The 23,318-nt window shown below is 70.3% G+C and carries 27 protein-coding genes and 3 pseudogenes; 13 read left to right on the top strand and 17 right to left on the bottom strand.

Going from position 1 to position 23,318, the window contains the following annotated elements:
* Positions 1 to 201 precede the first annotated feature (201 nt).
* On the top strand, positions 202 to 828 hold the full coding sequence (locus NQU54_RS03365) for a TetR/AcrR family transcriptional regulator (protein WP_257629674.1): 627 nt from the start codon (positions 202 to 204) through the stop codon (positions 826 to 828).
* Positions 829 to 939: 111 nt separating this feature from the next.
* Positions 940 to 1,725 carry a VOC family protein gene (locus tag NQU54_RS03360; RefSeq protein ID WP_257629673.1) on the top strand — a complete coding sequence of 262 codons (786 nt, stop codon included), beginning with the start codon at positions 940 to 942 and terminating at the stop codon, positions 1,723 to 1,725.
* 155 nt (positions 1,726 to 1,880) lie between these two features.
* Here NQU54_RS03360 and NQU54_RS03355 read toward each other — a convergent pair whose 3' ends face one another.
* The 3 genes from NQU54_RS03355 to NQU54_RS03345 are packed head-to-tail and all read right to left on the bottom strand — an operon-like array spanning position 1,881 to position 5,069.
* Positions 1,881 to 2,399 carry a copper chaperone PCu(A)C gene (locus NQU54_RS03355; protein ID WP_079152933.1) on the bottom strand — a complete coding sequence of 173 codons (519 nt, stop codon included), beginning with the start codon at positions 2,397 to 2,399 and terminating at the stop codon, positions 1,881 to 1,883.
* Entirely contained in the window at positions 2,380 to 4,782 is a 2,403-nt protein-coding gene (locus NQU54_RS03350) for a heavy metal translocating P-type ATPase (protein ID WP_257629672.1), read from the bottom strand. Before NQU54_RS03350 ends, NQU54_RS03355 begins: the two co-directional genes overlap by 20 nt.
* Positions 4,779 to 5,069: a hypothetical protein gene (locus NQU54_RS03345; protein WP_257629671.1), complete on the bottom strand. Its 291-nt coding sequence runs from the start codon at positions 5,067 to 5,069 to the stop codon at positions 4,779 to 4,781. Before NQU54_RS03345 ends, NQU54_RS03350 begins: the two co-directional genes overlap by 4 nt.
* 429 nt (positions 5,070 to 5,498) lie before the next feature.
* Between NQU54_RS03345 and NQU54_RS03340 the strand changes: the two genes are divergently transcribed.
* Complete coding sequence (locus tag NQU54_RS03340; protein WP_257629670.1) at positions 5,499 to 6,989, top strand: PepSY-associated TM helix domain-containing protein; 1,491 nt, start codon at positions 5,499 to 5,501, stop codon at positions 6,987 to 6,989.
* Between the two features lie 93 nt (positions 6,990 to 7,082).
* The gene (locus NQU54_RS03335; RefSeq protein WP_257629669.1) at positions 7,083 to 7,754 is read left to right on the top strand and encodes a DUF5134 domain-containing protein; all 672 of its coding nucleotides are present in this window, start codon (positions 7,083 to 7,085) and stop codon (positions 7,752 to 7,754) included.
* A gap of 19 nt (positions 7,755 to 7,773) precedes the next feature.
* On the opposite strand, the gene NQU54_RS03330 is transcribed toward NQU54_RS03335, so the two are convergent.
* Complete coding sequence (locus NQU54_RS03330) at positions 7,774 to 8,190, bottom strand: alpha/beta hydrolase fold domain-containing protein (protein ID WP_257629847.1); 417 nt, start codon at positions 8,188 to 8,190, stop codon at positions 7,774 to 7,776.
* Between the two features lie 172 nt (positions 8,191 to 8,362).
* On the opposite strand from NQU54_RS03330, the gene NQU54_RS03325 reads away from it, so the two are divergent.
* Genes NQU54_RS03325 through NQU54_RS03315 form a run of 3 tightly spaced genes read left to right on the top strand, consistent with a single transcriptional unit; the run spans position 8,363 to position 9,539 of the window.
* Positions 8,363 to 8,803 (top strand): alpha/beta hydrolase, encoded by a 441-nt coding sequence (locus tag NQU54_RS03325; protein ID WP_257629668.1) that lies wholly within the window; start codon positions 8,363 to 8,365, stop codon positions 8,801 to 8,803.
* Positions 8,804 to 8,812: 9 nt separating this feature from the next.
* On the top strand, positions 8,813 to 9,019 hold the full coding sequence (locus NQU54_RS03320; protein ID WP_257629667.1) for an alpha/beta hydrolase fold domain-containing protein: 207 nt from the start codon (positions 8,813 to 8,815) through the stop codon (positions 9,017 to 9,019).
* Positions 9,020 to 9,023: 4 nt separating this feature from the next.
* A complete protein-coding gene (locus NQU54_RS03315) occupies positions 9,024 to 9,539 on the top strand; it encodes a type 1 glutamine amidotransferase family protein (protein ID WP_257629666.1) in 516 nt (171 codons plus the stop codon).
* Here NQU54_RS03315 and NQU54_RS03310 read toward each other — a convergent pair.
* The 4 genes from NQU54_RS03310 to NQU54_RS49065 form a co-directional block, all read right to left on the bottom strand.
* Complete coding sequence (locus tag NQU54_RS03310; RefSeq protein ID WP_257629665.1) at positions 9,451 to 10,968, bottom strand: alpha/beta hydrolase; 1,518 nt, start codon at positions 10,966 to 10,968, stop codon at positions 9,451 to 9,453. The two genes, NQU54_RS03315 and NQU54_RS03310, sit on opposite strands and share 89 nt — an antisense overlap.
* 180 nt (positions 10,969 to 11,148) lie before the next feature.
* The gene (locus NQU54_RS03305) at positions 11,149 to 11,376 is read right to left on the bottom strand and encodes a helix-turn-helix domain-containing protein (RefSeq protein WP_257629664.1); all 228 of its coding nucleotides are present in this window, start codon (positions 11,374 to 11,376) and stop codon (positions 11,149 to 11,151) included.
* Entirely contained in the window at positions 11,373 to 11,684 is a 312-nt protein-coding gene (locus NQU54_RS03300; RefSeq protein ID WP_257629663.1) for a hypothetical protein, read from the bottom strand. Before NQU54_RS03300 ends, NQU54_RS03305 begins: the two co-directional genes overlap by 4 nt.
* Before the next feature lie 79 nt (positions 11,685 to 11,763).
* Positions 11,764 to 12,630, bottom strand: a complete 867-nt coding sequence (locus NQU54_RS49065) for an SDR family NAD(P)-dependent oxidoreductase (RefSeq protein ID WP_306278317.1) — start codon at positions 12,628 to 12,630, stop codon at positions 11,764 to 11,766.
* Between NQU54_RS49065 and NQU54_RS03290 the strand changes: the two genes are divergently transcribed.
* The 3 genes and pseudogenes from NQU54_RS03290 (at position 12,517) to NQU54_RS03280 (ending at position 14,076) form a co-directional block, all read left to right on the top strand.
* Positions 12,517 to 12,957: a MarR family winged helix-turn-helix transcriptional regulator gene (locus tag NQU54_RS03290; RefSeq protein WP_257629662.1), complete on the top strand. Its 441-nt coding sequence runs from the start codon at positions 12,517 to 12,519 to the stop codon at positions 12,955 to 12,957. The genes NQU54_RS49065 and NQU54_RS03290 overlap by 114 nt on opposite strands.
* Before the next feature lie 87 nt (positions 12,958 to 13,044).
* Positions 13,045 to 13,131: pseudogene (locus NQU54_RS03285) on the top strand (integrase); the annotation flags it as partial.
* A gap of 117 nt (positions 13,132 to 13,248) precedes the next feature.
* Entirely contained in the window at positions 13,249 to 14,076 is an 828-nt protein-coding gene (locus tag NQU54_RS03280; protein ID WP_257629846.1) for an alpha/beta hydrolase, read from the top strand.
* Positions 14,077 to 14,137: 61 nt separating this feature from the next.
* On the opposite strand, the gene NQU54_RS03275 is transcribed toward NQU54_RS03280, so the two are convergent.
* From NQU54_RS03275 to NQU54_RS03265, 3 genes are read right to left on the bottom strand one after another with little or no spacing between them, the layout of a single operon-like run.
* Entirely contained in the window at positions 14,138 to 14,905 is a 768-nt protein-coding gene (locus tag NQU54_RS03275; protein ID WP_257629661.1) for an SDR family oxidoreductase, read from the bottom strand.
* On the bottom strand, positions 14,821 to 15,303 hold the full coding sequence (locus NQU54_RS03270) for a hypothetical protein (RefSeq protein WP_257629660.1): 483 nt from the start codon (positions 15,301 to 15,303) through the stop codon (positions 14,821 to 14,823). The genes NQU54_RS03275 and NQU54_RS03270 overlap by 85 nt, the downstream gene beginning before the upstream one ends.
* Positions 15,304 to 15,313: 10 nt before the next feature.
* Positions 15,314 to 15,865, bottom strand: a complete 552-nt coding sequence (locus tag NQU54_RS03265; protein WP_257629659.1) for a winged helix-turn-helix transcriptional regulator — start codon at positions 15,863 to 15,865, stop codon at positions 15,314 to 15,316.
* A gap of 44 nt (positions 15,866 to 15,909) precedes the next feature.
* Here NQU54_RS03265 and NQU54_RS03260 point away from each other — a divergent pair, with 44 nt between their 5' ends.
* Complete coding sequence (locus NQU54_RS03260) at positions 15,910 to 16,302, top strand: Rossmann-fold NAD(P)-binding domain-containing protein (protein ID WP_257629658.1); 393 nt, start codon at positions 15,910 to 15,912, stop codon at positions 16,300 to 16,302.
* A gap of 74 nt (positions 16,303 to 16,376) precedes the next feature.
* On the opposite strand, the gene NQU54_RS03255 is transcribed toward NQU54_RS03260, so the two are convergent.
* Positions 16,377 to 17,096 (bottom strand): TetR/AcrR family transcriptional regulator, encoded by a 720-nt coding sequence (locus tag NQU54_RS03255; protein ID WP_257629657.1) that lies wholly within the window; start codon positions 17,094 to 17,096, stop codon positions 16,377 to 16,379.
* Positions 17,097 to 17,238: 142 nt separating this feature from the next.
* Between NQU54_RS03255 and NQU54_RS03250 the strand changes: the two genes are divergently transcribed.
* On the top strand, positions 17,239 to 18,363 hold the full coding sequence (locus NQU54_RS03250) for an FAD-dependent oxidoreductase (RefSeq protein ID WP_257629656.1): 1,125 nt from the start codon (positions 17,239 to 17,241) through the stop codon (positions 18,361 to 18,363).
* 31 nt (positions 18,364 to 18,394) lie between these two features.
* On the opposite strand, the gene NQU54_RS03245 is transcribed toward NQU54_RS03250, so the two are convergent.
* The 3 genes and pseudogenes from NQU54_RS03245 to NQU54_RS03235 all read right to left on the bottom strand — a co-directional run bounded on the left by NQU54_RS03245 (position 18,395) and on the right by NQU54_RS03235 (position 20,045).
* Positions 18,395 to 19,009, bottom strand: coding sequence for an MMPL family transporter (locus NQU54_RS03245; protein ID WP_257629655.1), 615 nt, complete (start codon positions 19,007 to 19,009; stop codon positions 18,395 to 18,397).
* A gap of 248 nt (positions 19,010 to 19,257) precedes the next feature.
* A pseudogene (locus NQU54_RS03240) lies at positions 19,258 to 19,665 on the bottom strand (MMPL family transporter); the annotation flags it as partial.
* Between the two features lie 104 nt (positions 19,666 to 19,769).
* Positions 19,770 to 20,045, bottom strand: coding sequence for a hypothetical protein (locus NQU54_RS03235; protein ID WP_257629654.1), 276 nt, complete (start codon positions 20,043 to 20,045; stop codon positions 19,770 to 19,772).
* A gap of 234 nt (positions 20,046 to 20,279) precedes the next feature.
* On the opposite strand from NQU54_RS03235, the gene NQU54_RS03230 reads away from it, so the two are divergent.
* Positions 20,280 to 21,119 carry a class I SAM-dependent methyltransferase gene (locus tag NQU54_RS03230; RefSeq protein ID WP_257629845.1) on the top strand — a complete coding sequence of 280 codons (840 nt, stop codon included), beginning with the start codon at positions 20,280 to 20,282 and terminating at the stop codon, positions 21,117 to 21,119.
* A gap of 124 nt (positions 21,120 to 21,243) precedes the next feature.
* On the opposite strand, the pseudogene NQU54_RS03225 reads toward NQU54_RS03230, so the two are convergent.
* Positions 21,244 to 22,132, bottom strand: a pseudogene (locus tag NQU54_RS03225) (SDR family oxidoreductase).
* A gap of 86 nt (positions 22,133 to 22,218) precedes the next feature.
* Entirely contained in the window at positions 22,219 to 22,956 is a 738-nt protein-coding gene (locus tag NQU54_RS03220; RefSeq protein ID WP_257629844.1) for an SDR family oxidoreductase, read from the bottom strand.
* Positions 22,957 to 23,318 lie beyond the last annotated feature (362 nt).

Raw genomic sequence — 23,318 nt, 5'->3', positions numbered from 1 at the left:
GGAAAGTAATGAAGGCGGATACCGCTCACAAGAGTTGTGACGGCAAAAAATGACAGGCCCTCAACTTCGCTGACGCGGCGGGCTCCGCTCCGGCCTGTGGGCGACACCTTTGCCTCGGGCGGGGCCTCCGGGCTGGCACGCTCCAAGGGTGGAAGCCCGGGCCGGGCCGCGGTCGGGCGGCTGAGTGGTAAGAATAGGTACGTGTCGAAAGAGGTCCAGGTCAGCGCCCCGCGCACGCGCAACCGCTGGGGGGAGGGCGAGCGGCTGCGCGGGGAGATCCTCGCCGCGGCCAGCCGGTTGCTGTCCGAGCTCGACGGGGAGGACGGGCTGACCATCCGCGGTGTCGCCCGCGTCGCCGGTATCGCGCCGGCCAGCATCTACCAGCACTTCACCGATCGGGCCGCGCTCGTAGCGGGCCTCACCGAGCACGAGTTCGTCCGGCTGCGCGTCGCGATGGAGGCGGCCGGTGATCGCGTGGACTCCGGGGACGTGGTGGGCCGTGTACGGGCGATGCTCCACGCCTCCTGCCGGTTCGCGATGGACAACCCGGGGCACTACCGGCTGATGACGGCCAACGGGCCACCCGGAACCGCGCCCGGCGTCCGTCCGGCCGGGCCGCTGGTCGACGTGATCGACCTGCTCGTCGCCGGCTTCGCGCGCTGCGCCGCGGCGGGGGTCGCGCTCCGGGTGTCCCCTGAGCGGGCTGCCGTGATCGCGTTCGTCGGTGCGCACGGTCGCGTCGCCCTCTTCCAGGACTCCGCCAAGCACAACGATGCGGACTCCGTGATGTCGTTCGTCGACGAGTTCGTTTCGCTTGTTTTCGCCTGAAACGCGGCGTTTTCTCCTGCTTCATCACGGCTGTTCTCCTCTGCGATGGCGATTTTGATCAAGAGGGTGGACAAGTGTCCTCAAGATTCCTAACGTTTGTTCAGTAAGTTGGTGAACAATCGTTTGGTAACTTTCGGCTACGGCGTGCGCCAGTGTCTCGGCCAGGCGCTCGCGCGGGTCGAGCTGCGGGTGCCCCGTGACGTGGTGAACCCGGAAAGGATCGACATGTTTCATCTAGATCACCTCTGCCTGGGCGTGCGCGAGTTGGGCGACGGCGTCCGCCGGGTGCACGAGGAGACAGGACTCGCCCACTACGACGGTGGCGTCATCGCCGACGCCATCGCGAACACGATCTTCCCGCTCGGCGAGGACGCCTACCTGGAGGTCGAGGCGGTGACGGCCCCCGCAGCCGTGCGGGATGCGGGGGCCGCCTGGTTCGACCGGGCCGTCGCGGACGGCGACCGGTGGATGTTCTGGAGCCTGCGCGCCGACACCCTCGAGGAGCTGGCCGCGGTCGCGCAGCGCCTCGGTGGCGAAGTGGCGCGGCTTCCGGGGCGCGTCCAGCCCGATGGCACCCAGCGCATCATCACCACCGCGCCCGGCCCCGGCCGCGCGCTTGACACGTGCTGGCGCCGGGGGCTGCCGAACTGGTTCTACCGGGAGGACCCGGCCACCAACCCGGATCGTGGGGAGGTGGGGCGCGGTGAGCGCGGGACGGCCGTGACCCGGCTGGAGATCGGCGCTGACGCCGGGGAGCTGCGGGAGCACATCGGTGCCGAGACCTTCGGGCGGCTGCCGCTGGTGGTCGTGCCCGGCCGGCCGGGCGTGCGCGCGGTCACGGTGCGCACCGCGTCGGGGCGCGAGGTGACGCTGCGCAGGGACCCGGCCGACCTGTAGAGCCGTCGGGGACCAGGGCCGGCCGAACCAGGTCCTGATCCGGTCCAGGTGCCCGACGTCCCCGCGGATCGCGCCATCCGCCCAACCCTGCCCTCCAGTCGCCGTCCGGCAGCGTATGGCCCCCTTGGAGGGGCCTTCGCGGGCAGGCCGCGCTCTCAACGATCGGTGAGATGTGATCGCATCGCCTCGGCCCCGACCCGGCCGCGTACGGAGAACCACAGGTTGAAGGAGACTCTCTGTCCCGGCCGCAGCGTCGGGGGGTCGAGGAGGGCGACGTGGATGCCTTCCCGGGACATTCGCAGTGTGCTGTGTGCGCGCACGGTCACTGCTTTCGGCCGCCGGACGGTGCCCGGCCGTTTCCGGTCGGGCTCGCGCAGCATGGATACTCCCAACTCCGGGGAATCGGCGAAGATCAGGGTGTCGTCGGTGTCCCCGACGTTGCGGATCTCGAAGTAGGCTGCGGCCGTCTGCCCGGTGGACTGGACGATACGGCCGCCACTGACCCGGATCCTCGGTGTGGGCTCTCCCGCCGCTCCGGTCGCCGTGTAGCCCGTGAGCAGGGCCAACGCCAGTGCGCAGCCACCCACCGGTACCAGCGCCGCCCGTACTCCCCGGGCCGTCGTCCTCCTCAGGCGGCGTCGCGGTGTGGTGCGGTCATCGGTCGCTGAGGACATCGGACTTCCTTCCCGGGTGGCTGTGCTCGGTGGCCGCGGGGCGGTATGAGGAGAGGGGAGCGGGCGGGGTGGCGGTCCGCCGCCCGCCGGAGGTGTAGTACCGCAGCCGCAGGCTGTTGGTGACGACCAGGACCGAACTCGCGGACATGGCCGCGGCCGCGACCATGGGGTTGAGCCAGCCGGTCGCGGCCAGCGGAACGGTGACCACGTTGTAGCCGAAGGCCCAGACGAGATTGGCGCGGATGGTGCTCAGCGTGCGCCGGGTGAGCCGGATGGCGTCGACGACGGCCAGCATGTCGTTGCGCACGAGGGTGATGTCGGCCGCGCCGATCGCGGCGTCGGTGCCACCGCCCATCGCCATGCCCAGGTCGGCGGAGGCCAGCGCGGCGGCGTCGTTGACCCCGTCCCCGATGACCGTGACGCATCGGCCCTGCTCGCGCAGTGCGGTGACGATCCGTTCCTTGTCCTCCGGGGTCACTCCGGCGTGGACCGTGTCGATGCCCGCCCGTTCCGCCATCGCATGGGCGGGGGCGGCGCCGTCACCGGTCACCAGCACCGGCTCGATGCCCAGCGCGCGCACTTCGCGGACGGCCTCGCGACTGGTGGGCCGCAGGGTGTCGCCGACGGCGAGCAGTCCCGTGGGGCGGTCGTCGATCTCCACGATCACGGCGGTGTGCGCGGCGCGGTCGGCGGCCGCGCCCGCCCGGCGCAACGGCTCCGGCAAGGGCTCCGACGGCCGGGGGCGGCGTACCCGCACCTCACGGCCGTCCACGCGCCCGGACACGCCCTCACCGGCAACGGCCCGGAAGTCCGTCACCTCCGGCAGCCGCGCGACGCCGTCCTCCTCGTGGCGGGCAGCCGCGACCACCGCCCGGCCGATGGGGTGCTCGGAGCCCTGCTCCACGGCTGCGGCCAGCCGGAGCACCTCGCTCGCCTCCGGACCGCCCTCCGCCACGGTCGTGTCGGTCAGCGTCATGTGCCCCGTGGTGAGTGTGCCGGTCTTGTCGAAGACCACGGTGTCCACGCGGCGCAGCCGCTCCAGCGCCTCCGGGCCGCGGACGAGGACGCCGAGTTGCGCCCCTCGTCCGCTCGCCACCAGGAACGCGGTCGGTGTGGCGAGCCCCAGCGCACACGGGCAGGCCACCACGAGCACGGCCACGGCCGTGGTGACGGCGGTCTCACCCGCTGCGCCCGCGCCGAGCCAGAAGCTCAGCACCGTGCCGGCGATCGCCACGATCACCGGCACGAACACTCCCGCCACCGCGTCGGCCAGCCGCTGGATCCTGGCCTTGCCCGCCTGCGCCTCGGTCACCAGGCGGGTGATGCGGGCCAGTTGCGTATCGGCGCCGACCGCTGTGGCGCGCACGACGAGCAGCCCGCCGGAGTTGACGGCGCCGCCGACCACGGCGGTGCCGGGTGTCACCTCCACCGGCACGCTCTCGCCGGTGACCAGGGAGAGATCCAGCGCCGAGCCGCCCTCGACCACCACCCCGTCCGTGGCGACCTTCTCACCGGGGCGCACCATGAACTCCTGTCCCGTGGTGAGTTCGGCCACCGGGACGCGGCGGTTGCCGTCCTTCTCCCTCAACTCCACGTCATCCGCGCCGAGTTCGGCGAGTGCCCGCAGCGCCGAGCCGCTGCGGTGCCGGGCCCGCGCCTCCAAGTGGCGCCCGAGCAGGACGAACAGCGGTACGGCGACCGCCGCCTCCAGATAGATATGGGGCACACCGTCGTCGGCCGAGGGCAGCAGGCTGAACGGCATGCGCATCCCGGTCACGCCCGCGCCGCCCCAGAGCAGGGCGTACGCGGACCAGGCGAACGACGCGAGGACGCCGAGGGAGACCAGGGTGTCCATGGTGGCCGTGGCATGCCGCAGACCGCGCAACGCCCGTCGGTGGAAGGGCCAAGCGCCCCAGGTCGCGACCGGCGTGGCGAGGGAGAAGCAGGCGTGCTGCCACCGGTCGAACTGCCAGGCGGGGACCATCGAGATGACGATCACGGGCAGCGCCAGCACGGCTGTGACGACGAGCCGCTCGATGTCGACGACCTCATCGCGGCCGGGCCCGTCGTCAGCCCCGTCCCGGGGCGATCGGCTGTCGTCTTCTCCGGTGGCGGCGGGAGGCGCGGGGCGATCGGCGGTGTAGCCGGCTCGTTCGACGGTGGCGATCAGTTCGTCCACGTCCACGGTGACCGGGTGGGAGACCCGCGCCGTGCCGGTGGCGAGGTTCACGGTGGCGCTCACGCCCTCGACCCGGGCCAGTTTCTTCTCCACCCGCGCCACGCAGGCCGCACACGTCATCCCGCCGATCAGCAGGTCGGTGGTGCGGGCGGACACGCCGGACGAGGTTGTCGGATCGGACGTGGTGTCCGGACGTTTGCTCATCGCGCCCCTTCCCAGGCGCTGGGACCCTGCGGCCCCATGCCGTGCGGCCCCATGCCGTGCGTATCCATGCCTCCGGCCCCGCCGTCCTGCGGCACACTCCGATGGATACCGGGCGCCACCGGACCGGCCGCCCGCCCCACCGCGTAGGAGGCGGCCATCAACACCGCCAGGAGGACGAGAAACCCGGCCAGGGCGGGAGGCGGCAGCGCGCGCCGCGTCCGGGCGACGCGCGGCTCCGCTCCGTCGGGCGCCGGTCGCGGCGGCGAGGTGGTATCGGTCAATGGCATCTTCGGCACTCCCCTGTGCGGGCTTGGCGGAAACGGCCGGGGTTCGCTCACCTCTACGGGCCCGGGACGCCGGCCGCTCACCGTGCGGAGGCTCTGTCACACAAGGAGAAAAACGGCCCCGGCCGGGAACCGTCCGGGTGAGTCGGCCGACCTCTGAGCTGTGGGGGGTCTCTGTCCCGGCCCGGCGGAGAGCGGAAGGCCCGACTTGGCAGCGGCCGGGGCACACCTGTCCACCCGGCCAGGCGGAGCGGCCGGGTGCGGCGGAGGGCGAGCGGTCGCGTCTCCACCGCACCCGGGGAGCCTGTTGCCGGACGGGATGCTCTGTGGCGCACATCACACCACACATCTGAAACTTCTTCCCCCGGAGGCCCGACTACCGGACCGGTACGGCTCCGGCCGACCGGCATCGTCCCCGAGCCAGGAGTTCCCATGTCCGCCGAACCCGTCGCCGCCGACACCGAAGACGGACCACAGCGGCCTGGCGCGCCGCAGCCCGACGGCGCGCCCCGGACATCGGACTCGGCCGCGGGTCCTCGTGGCTGGTCGGTCCTGCGCCCGTTGGTCCTGCGACTGCATTTCTACGCGGGAGTCCTCGTAGCGCCGTTCCTGCTCGTCGCCGCCGTGACCGGACTCCTCTACGCGGGCTCCATCCAGGCCGAGAAGATCGTCTACGACCATGAGTTGCGGGTCCCGGTCGGCAAGGGCGAACTGCCCCTCTCTCAGCAGATCGCCGCCGCTCGCAAGGCCCACCCCGAGGGGGAGATCGGCGCGATCCGCCCCTCATCGGAGGCGGGCGCCACGACGCGCGTGCTGCTCTCCGGCGTCAAGGGTGTCGACCCCGAGCACAAGTTGGCCGTCTTCGTCGACCCGTACACGGGGAAGGTGCGCGGCGCGTTGGAGCAGTACGGCACCAGCGGCGCGCTGCCGCTGCGCACCTGGATCGACGACCTGCACCGCAATCTGCATCTCGGCGACAGCGGCCGCCTCTACAGCGAGCTCGCCGCCAGTTGGCTGTGGGTGATCACCGGTGGGGGTCTGGTGCTGTGGATCGCTCGCCGCCGCAAGGGCTCGGTGAGGCGGAGGCTCCGTGCGACGGCGTTGCCGGACCGGTCCGCCACGGGCCGCCGGCGGATGATGTCCTTTCACGGCTCGGTCGGGGTCTGGGCGGCGCTGGGGCTGTTCTTCCTGTCCGCGACCGGTCTGACCTGGTCCACGTACGCGGGTGCGAACGTCACCGACCTCCGCGCCTCCCTCGGCCAGGCCACTCCGGCCGTCAGCTCCGCCGTCGGCGGCGAACACGCCGGACACGGCTCCATGCGGGGCATGGACATGGGCGGGTCGAGCGGAAAGGGCGGCGAGTCCGCCGATGTCGGTGTCGACGCCGTGCTGAAGGCCGCGCGCGCCGAGGGACTGGGCAACCCGGTCGAGATCGTCCCGCCCACCGGGCCGGGCACCGCGTACACCGTCAGCCAGATCCAGCGCAGCTGGCCCGAAAAGCAGGACGCCGCCGCCGTTGACCCGGCGACCGGTCAGGTCACCGACGTGGTGCGGTTCGCCGATCATCCGCTGCTGGCCAAGCTCTCCCGCTGGGGCATCGACGCCCATATGGGGAGCCTGTTCGGGCTGCCCAACCAGATCGCCCTGGCCGCCCTCGCGCTCGCCCTGATCTTCCTGATCGTGTGGGGCTACCGGATGTGGTGGCGGCGCGGCCGGGCCGGTGCCTTCGGCCGCCCCATCCCGCGCGGCGCCTGGCGGCAGGTGCCGTCGTACGTTCTCGCGGTGTTGACCGTCGTCGTCGCGGTCCTCGGCTACTACCTGCCGCTCCTCGGCCTTCCCCTGATCGGCTTCCTGCTCATCGACCTCGCACTCGGCCGCCTGGCCGACCGGCGTGGGAAACGGTCTGAAACGGCTGGTGCGTGAGGTGAACACCGCTGTCCATACATGCATAACCACGCCCGAGGAACGGGCGACATCGCCGGATGTTCCTGAGTGCCGTTGCGCGGCGGTGGTCCGATGATTGCCGCGACGGGGCTGCGCTGGGTCCTGACCGTACTGTTCCTCGTGCCCGCCCTCTCCGCGGTGTGGCGCGCCGTCATACCCGAACGCGCCGGTGGCGGACCGGGCGCCGCAGGGAGAGTCGCACATCTGCTGCACGCGGTGATGGCCTTCGCCATGGTGGCGATGGTCTGGCCGTGGGGCATGGACCTTCCCGCACGGCCGCAGATCATCCTGTTCACGCTGGGCGGGGTGTGGTTCACCCTGGTGGCCCTGGCCCGCCCCGCTCCTCTCTCCCGGACGCGCGCGTTGTCGGATGCCCTCCCGCATGTGGCGATGATGGGCGCGATGGCCTGGATGGCCGCCGCGATGGTCTCTTCCTCCTCGATGCAGGGACACGGCGGCTCCGACGGCATGGACGACATGCCCGGGATGGACATGTCCGGCGGCTCCGGCACCGTGACCATGACCCTCACCGGAACCGGCACCAGGCTGACCGCAGGACTGCTGGCCGGGCTGCTCCTCCTGCTCGCGCTGAGGTGGCTGGCGCGGGGATTCGACGTCGCCCGGCTCGATGGCACCACCGGGTCGCGGCACCCCTCGGCAACGGCCGAGCGCGACGCGTTCGATCTCGGCTGCCACGGCGCGATGGCACTGGGGATGGCGGTGACGTTCGCACTGCTCCTGTGAACGACGGTCACGTCGAAGCTCACAGGGCGCCCAGTGCCCGTACGCGATTGTCGATCGCGCGGCGGCTGACGGCTGCTGCGGGATCGAAGGTGTCGAAGGCATGGGGTACGGCGGGGTACTGGATGAGCTCGACCGGTACCCCGGCGCGGCCGAGCCGTTGTGCGTAGGCGATGTTCTCATCGCGGAAAATGTCGAGCCGGCCTGTTTCGATGTAAGCGGGCGGAAGCGCGCCCAGGTTGTCGGCGCGGGCGGGGGCGGCATAGGCGGGGGTGTCAGGGCCGCCTGCCGCATCACCCAACAGACAGCGCCAGCCGGTGAGGTTGTCCTCCGCGCTCCAGGTTGCCGTGTCGGCGAGGTCGGGCCGGGCGACGACGGTCCGGTCGTCTGGTACAGGCGCAAGGGGATCGTGGCCCCGTCGCCGACCGTGGCCGAGCAGGGTATCACCGTGACGCCGGGAGGGGCGTCAAGCTCTGCGGCCTGAGCGGCTATTGCCGCGTCGCTTTGGCACTGGCTGGCGTGCCCCCTCCGCTAAGTTACAGCTTGACTGAAACGTCCTTTCAGTCAAGCTGCAACTCGATAAGAGGGGCCGCGTGGCCAGGGATATCTCAGTGCCGATAGGGGTGCGGGCACAGGAGGTGATGGTCCGGCTGCTGGGCCGTCTGCCGGATCGGGTGCGGTCGGCGCTGGCGGGACCGGAGATCATCGTGGATGGTGAAGCACTGGCCGTCGACGCCCGCTTGCTGATCCGCTCCCTCGGTGACAAGCAGTCGGCTCTGGTGGTCGAGGGCTCACCGGAGCTGTCCCGCGCGGCGCTGGAGCGCAACGCACCGATGCTCCGTGCCGGGCGGCGGCCGACGCAGGCGGTGACGGTGTCCGAGGTATGCCTGAAGGGCGGGCAGAACGCCCTGGGAGCAACCCTGTACGAACCCGCTTCCTGCCCCGGAACGTCGGGCGCGCTGGTGTTCTTCCACGGCGGAGGCTGGGTGATCGGCAGCCGCGCCGGATATGACCACGTGGGACGCTTTCTCGCCGAACACTCAGGCCGCTGAGTGCTGTCGGTGGACTACCGGCTCGCACCCGAGGACCCGTTTCCCGCCGCGGTGGACGATGCCCTGGCGGCATTCGACGACACCGTTTCGCGGGCTGAGGAATTCAGCATCGACCCGAACCGGATCGTGGTCGGTGCGCTCACGCGCTGCGCCGGATGCTGGGCTGACCGGTTTCCCGTTTACCTCCGGCGCCGTTTCACCGACCGCTCTTCCTGACCAGATGAGGACTTGTGTCCTGCATGTACAGATCGCGCTCTACGACGGCTTCGACCCCCTCGATGTCCTTGGCCCCTTCGAAGTCCTCCACTCCGCGGACGAGTTCTCCGGCGGAGGTGTGTCCACCGAGTTCGTCAGTGCCGAAGGCGCACGGGAAGTGGGCAGTGGATTCCCTTCGACCAAGCTCACCGCGACCTCCGCCGTGGACGTGAACAAGAAGAGCGTGATCGTCGTCCCCGGCGCCGCGGGAAGCCTCTCGCTGGATCCCGGCGTCGCCGGCGGCATCGGCTGGATTCTCGGCCAGGCCGGGTCCACGGATCTGCCGGGCCTGCTGCGCGAGGCACTGGCCCGCCCCGAGGTGACCGTTGCCACCGTCTGCGGGGGTTCCATCCTCCTCGCCCACGCCGGCCTGGCGGACGACCGACCGCTGGTCACCCACGAGCGAGGCCAGGACCTCGCCGGAACGAAGGCGGCACGGCGGGGCAACTGGTGCCCCGTGGTGGGACTGCCAGGTCGGTGAGGTAGCTGTCCACGACGCCCTCCATACATGGGCCGCTGGTGACGCTGCCGTGGCCGTGGCCCTCGTAGGTGAGGAGCACGCCGCTGCGGCCGAGCTGCCGGGCCACCGAGACCGCCCACGGGTAGCCGGTGGCGGGGTCGTGCAGCGCGTTGGACACCAGGATCGGCGGGGCACCGTGTGAGTCCAGGCGGTGCTGCGGGTTGCCGGTCGGCGCGCCCAGACACGCCGCTGCCATGTGGATCGGCAGCAGGTAAGGCAGGTCAGGCGCGGTCATGTTCATCATGGCGACGAGCGAGGCGTACTCCTGGTAGTCGCGCACTGGCAGGTGCCAGTCCGAGCAGAAGACCGGGGTGGCCGGAGGCAGCGGCGCTACCGAGGTGGGCGACGCGGGCAGCGGCTGGCTCGCGTCCATCCCCGCGATCGCCGTGGCCAGGCCCGCGTAGTCGGCCTCGTAGAACTTCCGGAACGCCATCTTGTTGACCAGGTCCGAAGACGACAGCGAGGTACCCGGCTTCGCCGGGTCCTCCAGCTCGCCGCGCCCGGCCCGGGCCAACAGGCCCTGCCAGACCGCGCGGACGTCGCGGCCGTGCAGCGCGCAGTCCGCGGCACCGTCGCACCACTTCACGAACTCATGGAATGAATCCTCTGCCGTGGCCGCTTCGGCCTTCAGGAAGTCACGGGTGGTCGGGACGCTGTGGTCCATGACGCTCTCCAGCACCATCGCGCGCACGCGGCGCGGGTAGGTCTCGGCGTACTGTGCCCCGAGCAGCGTGCCGTACGAGCTGCCGTGGAAGGTCAGTTTCCGCTCGCCGAGGGCGGCCCGGAGAGCGTCCAGGTCCCGGACCGTCTGGGCGGTGTCAAGGTGGTCGAACACCGGGCCGGTACGGGCCCGGCAGTCGGCACGGAGCCGCCTGTTGTACTCCTGGGTGGCGTCGAAGTCCGCCTGGCTCCTCAGCTCGGGTGACGGCCGCTCGGCAAGCAGATCGCCGGAGCAGGTCACCGGGTTGCTGCCGCCCACGCCGCGCGGGTCGAAGCTGACGATGTCGAACCTGCGGCGGACCTCGGGGCTGAACCGGCTGATACGGTCCACCACCATCCCCACACCCGAGTCACCCGGCCCGCCGGGGCCGAACACCATCGAGCCGACACGTGCGTTGGGATCGGTGGCCTTGCGGCGGGCCACAGCCAGGTCGAGTCTCGGCCCGTCCGGATGGGCCCAGTCGACCGGCACCGAAAGTATGGCGCACTCGGCTCCCGGCTTCTCCGGGTCGTCACACGGTGCCCACCTCAGGGCCCCGGTGGCAGACGGCGACGCGTGGACCGCAGGAGCGGCGGCGAGGCCGGTGATGACGGCCATGGCGGCTCCAACGGCTGTGGCCGTGCCCCGCGCGGCGATGCGCCGCAGTGCGGATCTGCCCCTTAACGGCATGGATCCTCCTCGTGAAACAACGGTTGTGTCAGGCATGCGGACCCGGCCGGGGCACCGTCGTCACGTTAGGCGCACTGCCGCTCAGGTGGGGCCCCTGTCAGGGGCTTTTCCGGGTCGGGTCGGGGACCGATCAGGGGCGATCGGGGCGCAGGGCGAAAACGGTCAGGGTCGGGCCAAACGTCAACGACCATGAGACGTCGGCTGCTCCGGCGGCGCCGGTCCGTCACCGCCGCGGGAGTACATGCCGCGGTATGCCGAAGGGGGCAGTCCGCACCTCTGGGTGAAGAGCGTGCGGAAGTTGGCCGCCGTGCCGAGACCGCTGAGACGGGCGATCGTCTCCATCGTCGCGTCGCTGCGTTCGAGCAACTGCTTGGCGTGGTCGAGCCGCGCCAGTTGGAGCCATTTCATCGGGGGAGCCCGGTCTCGGCGATGAAGCGGCGGATGAAGGTGCGCCCGGACAGGTACGCGTGGGCGGCGAGATCGCGGAGCAGGAGAGGTTCGGCCAGGTTCTTCAGCGCCCAGGTGCGGGTGTCGGCAAGGGATGTGCCGACGGCGGCGGGGAGATGATGCTCGATGAACTGTGCCTGTCCGCCGTCGCGGTGGGGTGCGGCAACCGTGTTGCGTGCGGCCTGGTTGGCGGTAGCCGCTCCGAAGTCCTCGCGGACCAGATGCAGACAGAGGTCGATTCCGGCGGAAGTGCCGGCGGAGGTGAGCACGGTGTCACCACGGACAGCGAGTAGAGGTCACCCAGGGACTGAAGGTCGCCGACTTCCGCCAACTGCGCCGGGACGTCGATTACGACGACGACGCGCTGTTCTTCGCGGCGGTGCTGCATGACCTCGGCCTGTCGGACCAGGGCGAGGCCCGGCCGGACCGTTTCGAGGTCGCCGGCGCCGACATGAGTTTCGTGTCCCGGTGGGGCGCGGCCTGAGGCTGAGTGATCGGCATGGAGGCCCCCGGTCGAGGGAATTCCTCGGCCGGGGGCCTCCGCGAGGTGGTGTGGCGGATGTGGGGCTCAGTTCCACGACGAGACGGGGACTCGTGGTGCCCGGTGACGGGTGCCAGGCACGGCCACATGTCAGGGGTGTAGGCGAGGTTGGCGAGCTTCGCGCGGCCGTACGCGTGCAGGCCGTAGTACCCGCCCTTCTGCTCGGCGGTGTCGATGCGGCCAGTGGGGATGCGGACCGAGCCGGAGGTGACGTTCACGACGCGGCTGGGAGCGCCGGCGCGCAGGGCGGGGAGCAGCAACTCCGTCAGCAGGTAGCGGCTGAGGTGGTTGAGGGCGAAGCTCGCCTCGATGCCGTCGGGCGTCACGCGCCGGTCGTCGAACATCGCTCCGACATTGTTGACCAGCACGCTCAGGGCACCGTCCGCGACCACGCGGTCGGCAAGATCCCGTACCTCCGACAGGGATGCGAGATCGGCGCTGATGAACCGGGCCGCCGTGGCGGGGCCGACGGCGTTGATGCGCGCGCCCGCTGGAACTGGAGATTGCCTGGATCTCCAGTTAAATTCAAACTGAAACCATCCGAGGAGGAACGAGGAGTCGTGACCGCCCAGCCCCCGCCCACCAGCACCGCCTTCCTGCTCGCCGCCCTGGGTCGGCGAGCACGCGAGGACGTCGAACGGGCGCTCAAGCCGACCGGTTACACGCTGCGCCATCTCTCGGCCCTCGGCCACCTGATGGGGGAACCGGGAATGTCCTACAGCGAACTGGGCCGCAGGGCAGGGATCACCGCACAGAGCGCCCAAGCCACCGTCCGACAACTGGAAGAGCGCGGCGCCGTCGAGCGCCGCACCGACCCCGGACGAGGCCGCACCGCGGAACTCCACGTCACGGCAACCGGCCAGGAACTCCTCCGGGCGGGGCGCGATGCCTACGCCGAAGTGGACGCCGCCCTGGAGCGCGCACTCGGGAAGCAACGGCGCCACGATCTCACCGGGCTTCTCCTGTCGGCGTTGTCCGGAGGGTCTTCAGGGAGGGACTGAGCCGGGCAATCACCCACGGAAACCGGGGCGGTCGGTGCTCGCGGCCATGCCGAAGTCGACACCGCCGATCCGCCCGGTCCGGTCCATGACGTCCTGGCCGCCGAACGCGGAGAACGCGCTCGCATCCGAAGCGAGAAAAGCATCCGCTGGGGTGGGCGCCAGCGGGCAAGGTAGTCGCCGGGAAGGCCAACCGCTCGTCATCGTGGCCTCATTGTGGCGACTTGAGCATCTCCACCGATCGATCTCTCGGCCGACCTCTACCTACCCGACGGCATCGGCGACGCGGCGCCGCTGCGCGCCGTGGTGCTCTCCACGCCCGGCAGCAGCGTGAAGGAGCAGATCGGCGCGAACTACGCATCCCGTCTCGCTGCGCGCGGCATCGCGGCGCTCGTCTTCGACCCCGCCCATCAAGGCCAGAGCGGTGGAGAGCCCCGCGATCTCGAGGACCCCTACCGCCGCGGCGAGGACATCTCCTACGCGATCGACGCGCTCAGCGCGATCCCCGGCATCGCCCCGGAACGCATCGGCGTCCTCGGCATCTGCGCCGGCGGAGGCTATGCGGTGCACACCGCCCGCACGGACCATCGCATCAAGGCGGTCGGCACGGTCGTCCCAGGCAACATGGGCACGTCGTTCCGCAGCTTCCAGCCGGATGGCGCGGTGGCCGCACTCGACACCATGGCCGACGCGCGCACCGAAGAGACCCGCTCCGGCGAGCTGACCCGCGTGAACTGGCTGCCCGACACCTTGGAGGAAGCCACAGCGGTCGGGCTGACCGATATCGACACGACCCAGGCGGTCACCTACTACCGCACCGAGCGGGGCAGGAACGAACACTCCACGAACCGCCGCCTCTCGCGCGGCGACTCACTGCTGCTGGGCTACGACGCGTATCACCTGGTGGACCAGCTCATGACCCAACCGCTACAGGTCATCCTCGCCGGACGCATCGGCAACACCGGCTCTTACGAGTCCGGCATGCAGCTGTGGAAGCTGGCGCCCAACCCGGTCGACCTCATGGTGATCGACGGCGCCGGGCACTACGAGATGTACGACGAGCCCGAGTATGTCGACGCGGCCGTCGACCGGCTCGTCAACTTTTACTTGAACAACCTGTAGATCATCCAGCCGATGAACCTATGCGGTCACGGCACTGGCGTGGCGGCAGCGTGCGGATCCCCTACCAGTCGAGCCTGACCGGCATGAACGGCTCGCTCTCGGGGGCCTCCTTGCGCGCCTTCAGGATGCGTTCGGCGGGGGCGCCCGCGGGCACCCGCAGTGGCGGCTCGGGCTGCTCGACCGTGTCGGTGACGGTGGCGGCCACCTCCTCGACGGTGACGACTTCGTCACGCAGCGTGCCGAGCTGCTGGTGGAGCGGGGTGTACGGATCGTTGTCCGTGAAGAACGCCGTGGCCTTCCCGGCACCGCTCGTGGACACGGCACCCGGCTGCACGATGCTCACCTTGATGCCGAAGTGGCCCGTCTCGATGGCCAGGGTCTCCGCGATCGCCTCCAGCGCCCATTTGCTGGCGCTGTACGGGCCGATGATCGGCAACACCAGCCGCCCTTGGATGCTGGAGACGAAGACCAGGCGGCCCGATCCTCGTTTCCGCATCGCGGGCAGCACTGCCTGCGTCACTCGCAGCGCGCCCAGGGTGTTGAGCTGGTAGAGGCGCTCGACCTCCGCCAGCGGGACGCTCTCCAGCGGTGCGCGCACTGTCGCGCCCGCGTTGCTGACCAGCACGTCGATGTCACCGGCGTCCTCGATGGCCTGGTCGACGCTGTCCTGGTCGGTGACGTCCAGGCGCAGGCGCTGGTCCACGGGGAGGTCGGCCAGGGTTTCCGGCCGGCGGGCCGTGGCGATCACCCGGTGGCCGCGGCGTGCCAGTTCGAGGGCGATGGCCCGGCCGATTCCTTGGGACGCGCCGGTGATGAGCACGGACGACATGGCGGTTCCTCCTCGATCGTGCGCTTCAGAAACGGTCCCGGCTGGGTCAGTTCCGCCAGGGTGAGCATCTCCGGAACGTCTGCCTCATGGAGACGGACGGCCTCCTCGTCCGGCGCGGTGGCGATCCCGCCGCCGGTGAACTGCAACAGCGGGATGCGCGCCTCGACCTGCCAGCCGTCCGGCGGCTCGGGCACGGGCCCGCTCAGTGTGACCCGCGCACCGGGGCCGGCCAGTGCCGCGAGGTTCGCCCAGTCGGCCGCGCCGGGGGAGTCCGGCAGTGCCATGAACGGTGACATGTCGGCGGTGTAGCGCAGTGCGTTGCCACGCCGCCGTGCGAGGTGGGCGTGCGGCCCGGAGAGCGCCGAGTGGATCGCGTTGTCCAACGGATGTGACGGCAAGGCGGTGTCCTCACTTGCTTTCGTCGGCGTGGGACGCACGCGCGGGCGTGAGTGGTTGGAGCAGCCGCCGCGGCCTGTTGAGCATCGCGGAGACGGCATCGGAATCGGCGTTCACCGGCTCGAACCCGGGGCCCGGCTCGATGCGGGTGTCCTCGACCGGAACGACCGAACCGCACTCCTGACAGCGCGCCTCGGAGTCGAGCAGGCCACCGTCAAGGTCATGGCGCAGCGTGCGCTTCACCCCGCCCGGTGAGTAGAACGCGTCGCCCCAGGCCATCAGAGCGCGCACGATCGGCCACAGCTCGACGCCCTTGTCGGTCAGCCGGTATGCGACCGTGCCGGCGCCGTCGTCGTCCCGGGCGAGCACACCCTCCCGTACGAGCAGCTTCAGCCGGTTGGTCAGCACGGCGCGGGGCAGCCCGAGCTGGGTGGCGAAGTCGCCGAACCGGCGGACCCCGAAGAACGCGTCCCGGACGATCAGCAGCGTCCACCGCTCTCCGACGGTCTCCAATGCTCGCGCCAGCGAGCAGTTGCGGTCCGTGTAGGTGCTGGGAAGGGTCATACGAAGGCCGGCACGCCCCGATCGCCTCGGCCGACCAGTCCCGCGTGATCGCCGCCCTGCTGCTCGACCCGGAGCCGCACGACCGCGCCGCCTACTCCCTGCACGGCCCGGCCGAGCTGAACCACCATGACATCGCCGACGTCATGGCCACGACGCTCGGCATCCCGGTGCACTACGAGCCGATCAGCGTCGAGGAGTTCGCCTCGGCCATGACCGAACGCGGGCTCCCCGCACATCTCATCCAGCACCTGAGCAATGTCGCGGTGGACTACCGGAACGGCGTCTTCGCGGGCACGAACGACAACGTCAAGAAGATCGGTCATCGCGCACCGATGTCCGTCGAACAGTTCGTCAGCGAGAACAGGGCCGAGTTCGACACCAGCGGCCCGAATTTCGTCCCCGCGGCAAACGCAACGGCCAGGAATCCGCGGGAATGACCACCTCGGTCACCGGCGCCAGAGGCGGGCACGGCTGACGCGAGGCGTACCCAGCGGCCTTCCATGGCCGGGAGTTACCGCTGGGTGAGGTTGTCCATGATCAGTCCGAGGGTGAACTCGAACCGGTCGTGTCCGGTGCCGGAGGTCAGCTCAGCGGCATAGCGGCGGGTCTGCGGAAACGTGTCGGCCGGCAGTGCGGTGAACCGGCGGATCAGCTCCTCGCTGCCAAGGATCCATTCCTGGTCCGGGTGTCTGCGCCGCTGCTGGACCAGTGACTGTTCCAAGGCGTAGGCGCTGACGTAGAGGGACAGGGCATCGAGCACCCAGGCGGCGCTCCGCGGTTCGATTCCGCCGGCGAGCACGATCGCCAAAAGCCCTTCCCTGACCCGCAGCGTGGCGAGATTGGTCGGGACCACGCCCAGCGCGGCACGGGAGACTCCGGGGTATTTCAGGTACTGGTCGCGGATCTGCGCGTACACGTGGAGGATCTGCTCGCGCCACGCGGCCGGGTCCGGTTCGGGCAGTACGACCTCGGAGCAGAGCCGGCCGACGAGCAGATCGTCGATGTCCTCTTTGCTGACGATGTGTGCGTACAGCGACGACGGCCCGGTGCCGAGTACCGCGGCGACTCGACGGATGGTCAGCGCGTCATAGCCCTCGGTGGCCACGACCTGAAGGGCGGCGTCGGTGATCCGGTCGACCGTGATGGGCTTCTTGCGTGGTGACGCCGCTGAGCGCTCCCCAGGGGGCTGGGCGTGACGAGCTGCTCGGCGTTGCCGGGGATCGGAGGGCATACCGATCACTATAGCTTGACACGATCTAAGTTCGCCAAGTAGAGCTTAGATCGTACAAGCAGAACTAAGTTCGTCCGCGCGGTTCGCGTACCCCTGCTCAGGCTTTGAGCAGGGTTCGGAAAATCAGTTCAGGAGGTGTGTGATGCGGGTTGCCATTGCCGGGGCCGGCCTGGGGGGTCTGTGCTTGGCACAGGCCCTGCGTGGCGCCGGGATCGAGGCCGACGTGTACGAGCGGGACCCGGCGATCACCGCACGATTCCAGGGGTACCGGCTCGTACTGGATCCGGTCGGATTCGAGGCGCTGCGTCGCTGTCTGCCACAGCGGTGGCACCCGCTGCTGGACGCGGTCGTCAGTGACGCCTACGTCGAGCGACTGGTCCTGGACGCCCAGCTGAACAAGATCGGCGAACTCGGCCCTGCCAGGAGCGGGATCGTGGTCGACCGGCATGTACTCCGGCACCTGCTGCTCACCGGACTCACCGTGCACACCGGGGCCGCGCTGACCGGTTACGACGTGTTGGACAACGGCAGGGTCGAGGCCCGGTTCGCGCACCGCGATCCGGCAACCGCCGATCTGCTCGTCGGGGCGGACGGGGTCGGCTCCGCGGTTCGCCAGGTGCTGACGCCGCGGACCACCCCGACTGACACCGGCGTTCGGTTCGTCATCGGCCGCACGCCGCTGACGGACCAGTTCGCCGGTCTGTCCCGGGCCTACGGAGGGAAGATCGTCGGGGACGGAGTGAGTCTGCTGCTCGGGGCGATGCGGTTCCCCATTCCGCCAAAGGAAGCGGCGGAGAAACTGGCGCCCGAAGTGACGCTCCCCGACATCCATGACTACGTGCGCTGGGCCATGGTCCTCCCGCCGAACGGCTCTCCCGGCACCTTGACGGCACAGGAGGCCGCGCTGTCCAGGATGAACGGTTGGCACCCGGACCTGCGGGCGCTCATCGAGCGGGCCGACCCGGACAACAGCACCCTGCTGTCCATCCGGGTGGTCGAGCCGGGTGAGCGCTGGGCGCCCGGTCCGGTCACACTGCTCGGTGACGCTGTCCACGCCACCTCTCCGACCGGCGGCAACGGTGCGAACACCGCCCTGCGCGATGCCGGCCTGCTGGGCCGCTGCCTCATGGAGGCCGCCCAGGGCCGTCAAGATCTTCTCGCCGCGGTCGACAGCTACGAGCGGCAGATGTTCCGGTACGGGGGCGAGGCCGTGCGCCACAGCCTCGCCGCGCTACCCGCCTTGACGGCAACAACAGGTATGACGTGACGTGAGATACCTCCCTGTTACGGGTTACGGGTTACGGCACGGGCACGCGCACGCTCTCGTCCGCCGACGCCGACGCCGACGCCGACGCCGACGCCGACGCCGACGCCGACGCCGGTGCCGACGCCGGTGCCGACGCCGCGGCCGGTGTGAGGCTGCCGTCGGCGAGTCGGCTCTCCAGGTGCTGACCCTCGATATCGGGGTCGGGGACGTGGCGGGCGAACCACCGGGGGTGGTACCAGATGCGGGATCCCACGATCGCCATCACCGCGTGTACCAGCGTGAGCCGTACGACGAAGGCGTCGAGGAAGACGCTCACCGCGAAGCTGAAGCCGATGGCCTTGATCGTCGGGTCCTTGGTGAACATGAAGGCCACGAAGATGAAGAACATGATCAGCGCGGCCGCGGTGACCACGCGGGCCGACAGGCCGGTGCCGCGCCGTACCGAACGGCGCGCGTCGCCGTTCTTGGTGTACTCCTCCTTGATCCGGGAGACCACGAACACCTCGTAGTCGCTGGACAGTCCGAAGATGATCGCGAGCATGATGATCGGCAGGAAGCTGATCGTCTCGGTCGGGGTGATGCCGAGGATGTGCCGGCCCCAGCCCCATTGGAAGATCGCGACCTGCGCGCCGAGCGCCGCGGCCATCGACAGCAGGAACCCCAGGATCGACTGGACAGTCCGAGCCGGATGTCCGCGGCCGGGATCGCGAGCACGCCGAGCAGCGCGACGCCGCCGATCAGCGCCAGGATCCGGTGGCGTACGACGAAGCGGGCCCAGCCGGCGCCCGCGGTGCTGTCGGGGTCGGCGGCCGAGCGGCGGGCGACTTTCGCCGAGCGTGCGCCGAGCAGCGGCAGCCGGGTGAACTTCGCGACCCGCGTCCCGGCGAAGCCCGGCACCGCGGGCAGCAGCGTCAGCGCGATCAGCAGCGAGACGGTGACGGACACGGCCGCGGCCAGGCCCATCACGGTCAGGAACGGAATGCCGACGACGGTCAGCCCGCACAGTGCGATGACCACGGTGAGCGCGGCGAAGACCACCGAACTGCCCGCGGTGCCGACGGCCAGCGGAACCGATTCCTCGGGCGTCAGCCCGTTGAGGAGGTTGGTGCGGTGCCGGGAGAGGATGAACAGGCCGTAGTCGATGCCGCAGGACAGGCCGAGCATCAGTGCCACGGTGGTCGGGGCCGAGGCGATGGTGAACACCGCGGCCACCGCGGTGATGCCCATCATGGTGGTGACCACGCCGATGATCGCGCTCAGGATGGGCATGCCCGCGGTGGCGAACGCGCCGAAGGTGATCATCAGGATGACGAACGCGATGACGAGGCCGACGAGTTCGGGCGTCTCGGAGATCGGTGACTGCCAGCCCGGGTAGACGCTGCCGTTGTACTCGACCTGTACGCAGGTCAGTCAAGAGCCCTGTACTCGGCTGATGGTTCGATCAGCTCGGGGTGCTCCACGGTGTATCGAGCGCCGTAGAGCGCCAGCATCGCCCAGTGCCAGGCTTCGTCGTGAAAGAGGAGGCCGCGATAGGGCTCATCGCTTGGCTCGTAGGGGTAACGCTCCACAGCGGCCTGCCAGGCTTGGTCCGGTGCCAGGCCGCCGTGCCGCCGCATCACCCACGCGTAGCAACGCCGCTCGCCTTGCAGATAGCCGACGTACTCCTCCTCGCTCCAGGTCATGTGGCCAATCTAGCCGCCGGCTTCATGCCGTTCGCTTCATGGGCCCCTCCAACAGATGAGTCCGCGGACGAGGGTTGCTCTTCACCTCATGGTGGTTTTAGTGGTCGTTGGCGGTCAGTTCGCGCATGACCGGCTGGCCGCGCCTGAAGCTGGCTCCATTCATCAGGCCCTTTGGACTCGATCATCTAGGCTGGCGCGGTGACTGATGAGCAGGAGCGGGTGCGGCCGTCGGGAGTGTGGGCCACGGCGGTGGGGGTGGCCAGAGTGCGGGCGCTGGAGACTGAGCGGGATGACGCGCTGTTCCGCGACCCACTGGCACAGGCATTCGCCGCCGCCGGCGGCCTGTGGCCCTCCTCGCCGCCGCTGCCCGACGACGAGGCCGCGCGACGCCGCCGGCTGGCCGTGTCGTTCTCCATCGTCATCAGGACGAAGTTCCTGGACGACCTGTTGCGGCGGGCCTCCGCGTCCGGGGTCCGGCAGGTCGTGCTGCTCGGCGCCGGCATGGACAGCCGGGCCTTCCGGATGGACTGGCCCGAGGGCACCCGGCTGTTCGAGGTCGACACCGCCGCCCCACTGGACTTCAAGGCTTCGGTGCTGCGCCGGGAGCGGGCCGTCGCGCGCTGCGAGCGGATCACCGTCGCGGTGGATCTGCGCGAGGACTGGCCAGGCGCGCTGGCCGCCGCGGGGCACGACCCGGCCGTGCCGACCGCGTGGATCGCCGAAGGACTGCTGATCTATCTGCCCGAGGACGCGGTGGAGTTACTGCTGGCCCGGCTCAGCTCGCAGTCGGCGGCAGGGAGTCGGCTGGGGCTGACGTTGGGCTCGCGCGGCGTGATCGAGCGCTTCGGCGTGGACGCCACGCCGGGATCGGCGGCGTCCATGTGGATCTCGGAGATGCCCGACGACCCGGTGGGCTGGCTGGCCGGGCACGGCTGGGAGGCCGACAGCCACACCCTGCGCGAGCGCGCCGCCGCCTACGGCCGCCCGATCAGCACCCCGCCGCAGCGCGAGGAGCGGCCCGGCGGACTGATCTCGGCGGTCCGCCGGCAGAGCGCCTCCCGGTTCCCCAGATGATCGATTCCCAGGGGGCCTGATGAGTGGAACGAGCTGCGGTTTTCCTCGGTCCGGACGGGCCGCCCGCCCTGCGGTCGTACGGGCTCCTGCGAGCGCATGACCTTCGCCGAGCGAGTACCCGGTCTCAGACCGTGAGGAGGTCGGCGAGACCGACGCGGGTGAGGAATTCGCTGCGGACGCGGTCCGCGACGTCGGAGACCTCCTCGGAGCCGTCGTCGGCCGGGTCGATGTGGACGCGGTAGGGGCGCCGGCCTGCGGGCAAGGCCACGATGCGGGCGATCTCGTCGGAGACCATCGAGGCGTCGGCATCGGCCGGGGCGAGGTCGGCGAGCTTCTTGGCGACCTGGTCGACCAGACCGGGGTACTTGGTCTCGTACGCGGCATCGACGTCCGTGTCCTCCGGCCTGCCGGAGTGGGCGAAGTGGTTGGTGCCGCTGGTGAACGACCCGGGCACCACGATCGAGGTCTCCACACCCCAACGGGCCAGCTCCGCGGCGTAGCTGACGGCGAGGGAGTCCATGCCCGCCTTCGCGGCGAAGTAGGGGCCCAGGTACGGCGGGGTCCCGCCCTTGACGCTGGAACTGGACACCCAGACGACCAGTTCCAGCGTCAAGGGCGGCGCGCAGATGGGGCAGGGCGGCGCGGTTGACGCGCTGGGTGGAGAGCACGTTCACGTTGTAGAGCTCGGCGAGTTGCTCGGGTGTGAACGCCTCGACGGGGCCGGTGACCATATGGCCCGCGTTGTGGATCAGGACATCGATCCGGCCGTGCTCGGCGATGACCTGGGCGACGGCGGTGTCGACGGACTGCTGGGAGTTCACGTCGAGCTCGATGGAGCGCAGATCGACGTCGTGCGCACGGCCGTAGTCGGCGGTGGCCCGGACCTGGCCGGCGTTGCGGGTCGTGGTCTGGCGCATACCTGCGTAGACGGTGTGACCCTGGTCGGCCAGGGCACGAGCGGTGAGGGCGCCGAAGCCGCTGGAGGCGCCGGTGATCAGGACGATGTTGCTCATGAGGGTCTCCTCAGGGTGATGGGGGCGCGGTTGCCGGGGGCGCGAGCGGAAGCCGTGGTCCGGGCCGGGCGGTGTCGCGCGGTGGCTCAGGCGATGCCGCCGTTGGCGAACAGGACCTGACCGTTGAGCCAGCGGGCGGGGCCGGCCAGGAACGCGACGGTCTCGGCGATGTCCTCGGGGGTGCCCAGGCGCTCCAGCGGGGCGGCCTTGGCCAGGTTGTCGATCGCCGCCTGGTCCTTGCCGTCCAGGAACAGCGGGGTGGCCGTCGGGCCGGGGGCGACCGCGTTGACGGTGATGTCCCTGCCCCGCAGCTCCCGGGCGAGGATCATCGTCATGCCCGCGACCGCGGCCTTGCTGGCCACGTAGGCGCCGTAGGCAGGGAACTGGAAGCGGGTGACGGAGGTGGTGAAGTTGATCAGCGCGCCACCGCCGCGGAGCCGACGCGCTGCCTGCTGGGACACGACGAAGGCGCCTCGGATGTTGGTGCGGTGCATCCGGTCCAGGTCGTCGAGGTCGAGGGTGGCGATGGGGGAGAGCAGCATGATGCCGGCGGTGTTGACGACCACGTCGATGCCGCCGAATTCGCTCTCGACGGCGTCGAAGGCGGTGGTCATCTGGGTCTCGTCGGCGATGTCGCCGACGACGAGCATGGACTTGGCGCCCAGCGCGGCGACGGCGTTGGCGGTTTCCTGGGCCCGGGTCCGGTTGCCTGCGTAGTGGACGGCGACCGCGTAGCCCTCGCGGGCAAGGCGCTCGCAGACGGCGCGGCCGATGCCGCCGGAGCCGCCGGTGACCAGTGCGACGCGGTTCTTGGTGTCAGTCATGACAGATGCTCTTTTCGAAGTGGAGGGGAAAGTGGAGGGGAGGGATGGGGTGCAGGTTTCGCGTTTGGGGTGGTCGGCGGTCAGGCACGCTGGAACATCGGCGTTCAGGCGGCGCGGTGACGCGCGGATGATGTCACCGGCCACGATCTGAGGATCGGCGGAGACGCCGTTCACCATGAGGCGCTCGGTGTTCTCGCCCATGGGGACGAGGTACGGGGCGATCTTGTCGTGGGCGGCGGCGGTGCGCGCGGTGTCGCCGGTGAAGGCGCCGTCGCCGCTCCGGACGGGTTCTTCGGACGGTACGTCCAGCTCGCCGAGGCTCAGGGATCCGGCGGCGGTCTTGGTGGCGTCCCGCGGAGCGT

Origin of the sequence: Streptomyces malaysiensis subsp. samsunensis (assembly GCF_024519315.1) — a bacterium.
Taxonomy (GTDB): domain Bacteria; phylum Actinomycetota; class Actinomycetes; order Streptomycetales; family Streptomycetaceae; genus Streptomyces; species Streptomyces malaysiensis.
This window is presented reverse-complemented; position numbering and strand designations above follow the sequence as displayed.

Bases quoted from the DNA above. Each gene is read 5' to 3' on its own strand.
- NQU54_RS03355 (WP_079152933.1), bottom strand. From the start codon at position 2,399: ATGTCCTCAGCGACCGATGACCGCACCACACCGCGACGCCGCCTGAGG.
- NQU54_RS03350 (WP_257629672.1), bottom strand. From the start codon at position 4,782: ATGAGCAAACGTCCGGACACCACGTCCGATCCGACAACCTCGTCCGGC.
- NQU54_RS03345 (WP_257629671.1), bottom strand. From the start codon at position 5,069: ATGCCATTGACCGATACCACCTCGCCGCCGCGACCGGCGCCCGACGGA.
- NQU54_RS03340 (WP_257629670.1), top strand. From the start codon at position 5,499: ATGTCCGCCGAACCCGTCGCCGCCGACACCGAAGACGGACCACAGCGG.
- NQU54_RS03335 (WP_257629669.1), top strand. From the start codon at position 7,083: ATGATTGCCGCGACGGGGCTGCGCTGGGTCCTGACCGTACTGTTCCTC.
- NQU54_RS03315 (WP_257629666.1), top strand. From the start codon at position 9,024: ATGAGGACTTGTGTCCTGCATGTACAGATCGCGCTCTACGACGGCTTC.
- NQU54_RS03310 (WP_257629665.1), bottom strand. From the start codon at position 10,968: ATGCCGTTAAGGGGCAGATCCGCACTGCGGCGCATCGCCGCGCGGGGC.
- NQU54_RS03305 (WP_257629664.1), bottom strand. From the start codon at position 11,376: ATGAAATGGCTCCAACTGGCGCGGCTCGACCACGCCAAGCAGTTGCTC.
- NQU54_RS49065 (WP_306278317.1), bottom strand. From the start codon at position 12,630: ATGGCGCAGCGTGTAACCGGTCGGCTTGAGCGCCCGTTCGACGTCCTC.
- NQU54_RS03275 (WP_257629661.1), bottom strand. From the start codon at position 14,905: ATGTCGTCCGTGCTCATCACCGGCGCGTCCCAAGGAATCGGCCGGGCC.
- NQU54_RS03265 (WP_257629659.1), bottom strand. From the start codon at position 15,865: ATGACCCTTCCCAGCACCTACACGGACCGCAACTGCTCGCTGGCGCGA.
- NQU54_RS03255 (WP_257629657.1), bottom strand. From the start codon at position 17,096: ATGCCCTCCGATCCCCGGCAACGCCGAGCAGCTCGTCACGCCCAGCCC.
- NQU54_RS03250 (WP_257629656.1), top strand. From the start codon at position 17,239: ATGCGGGTTGCCATTGCCGGGGCCGGCCTGGGGGGTCTGTGCTTGGCA.
- NQU54_RS03245 (WP_257629655.1), bottom strand. From the start codon at position 19,009: ATGGCCGCGGCGCTCGGCGCGCAGGTCGCGATCTTCCAATGGGGCTGG.
- NQU54_RS03235 (WP_257629654.1), bottom strand. From the start codon at position 20,045: ATGACCTGGAGCGAGGAGGAGTACGTCGGCTATCTGCAAGGCGAGCGG.
- NQU54_RS03220 (WP_257629844.1), bottom strand. From the start codon at position 22,956: ATGACTGACACCAAGAACCGCGTCGCACTGGTCACCGGCGGCTCCGGC.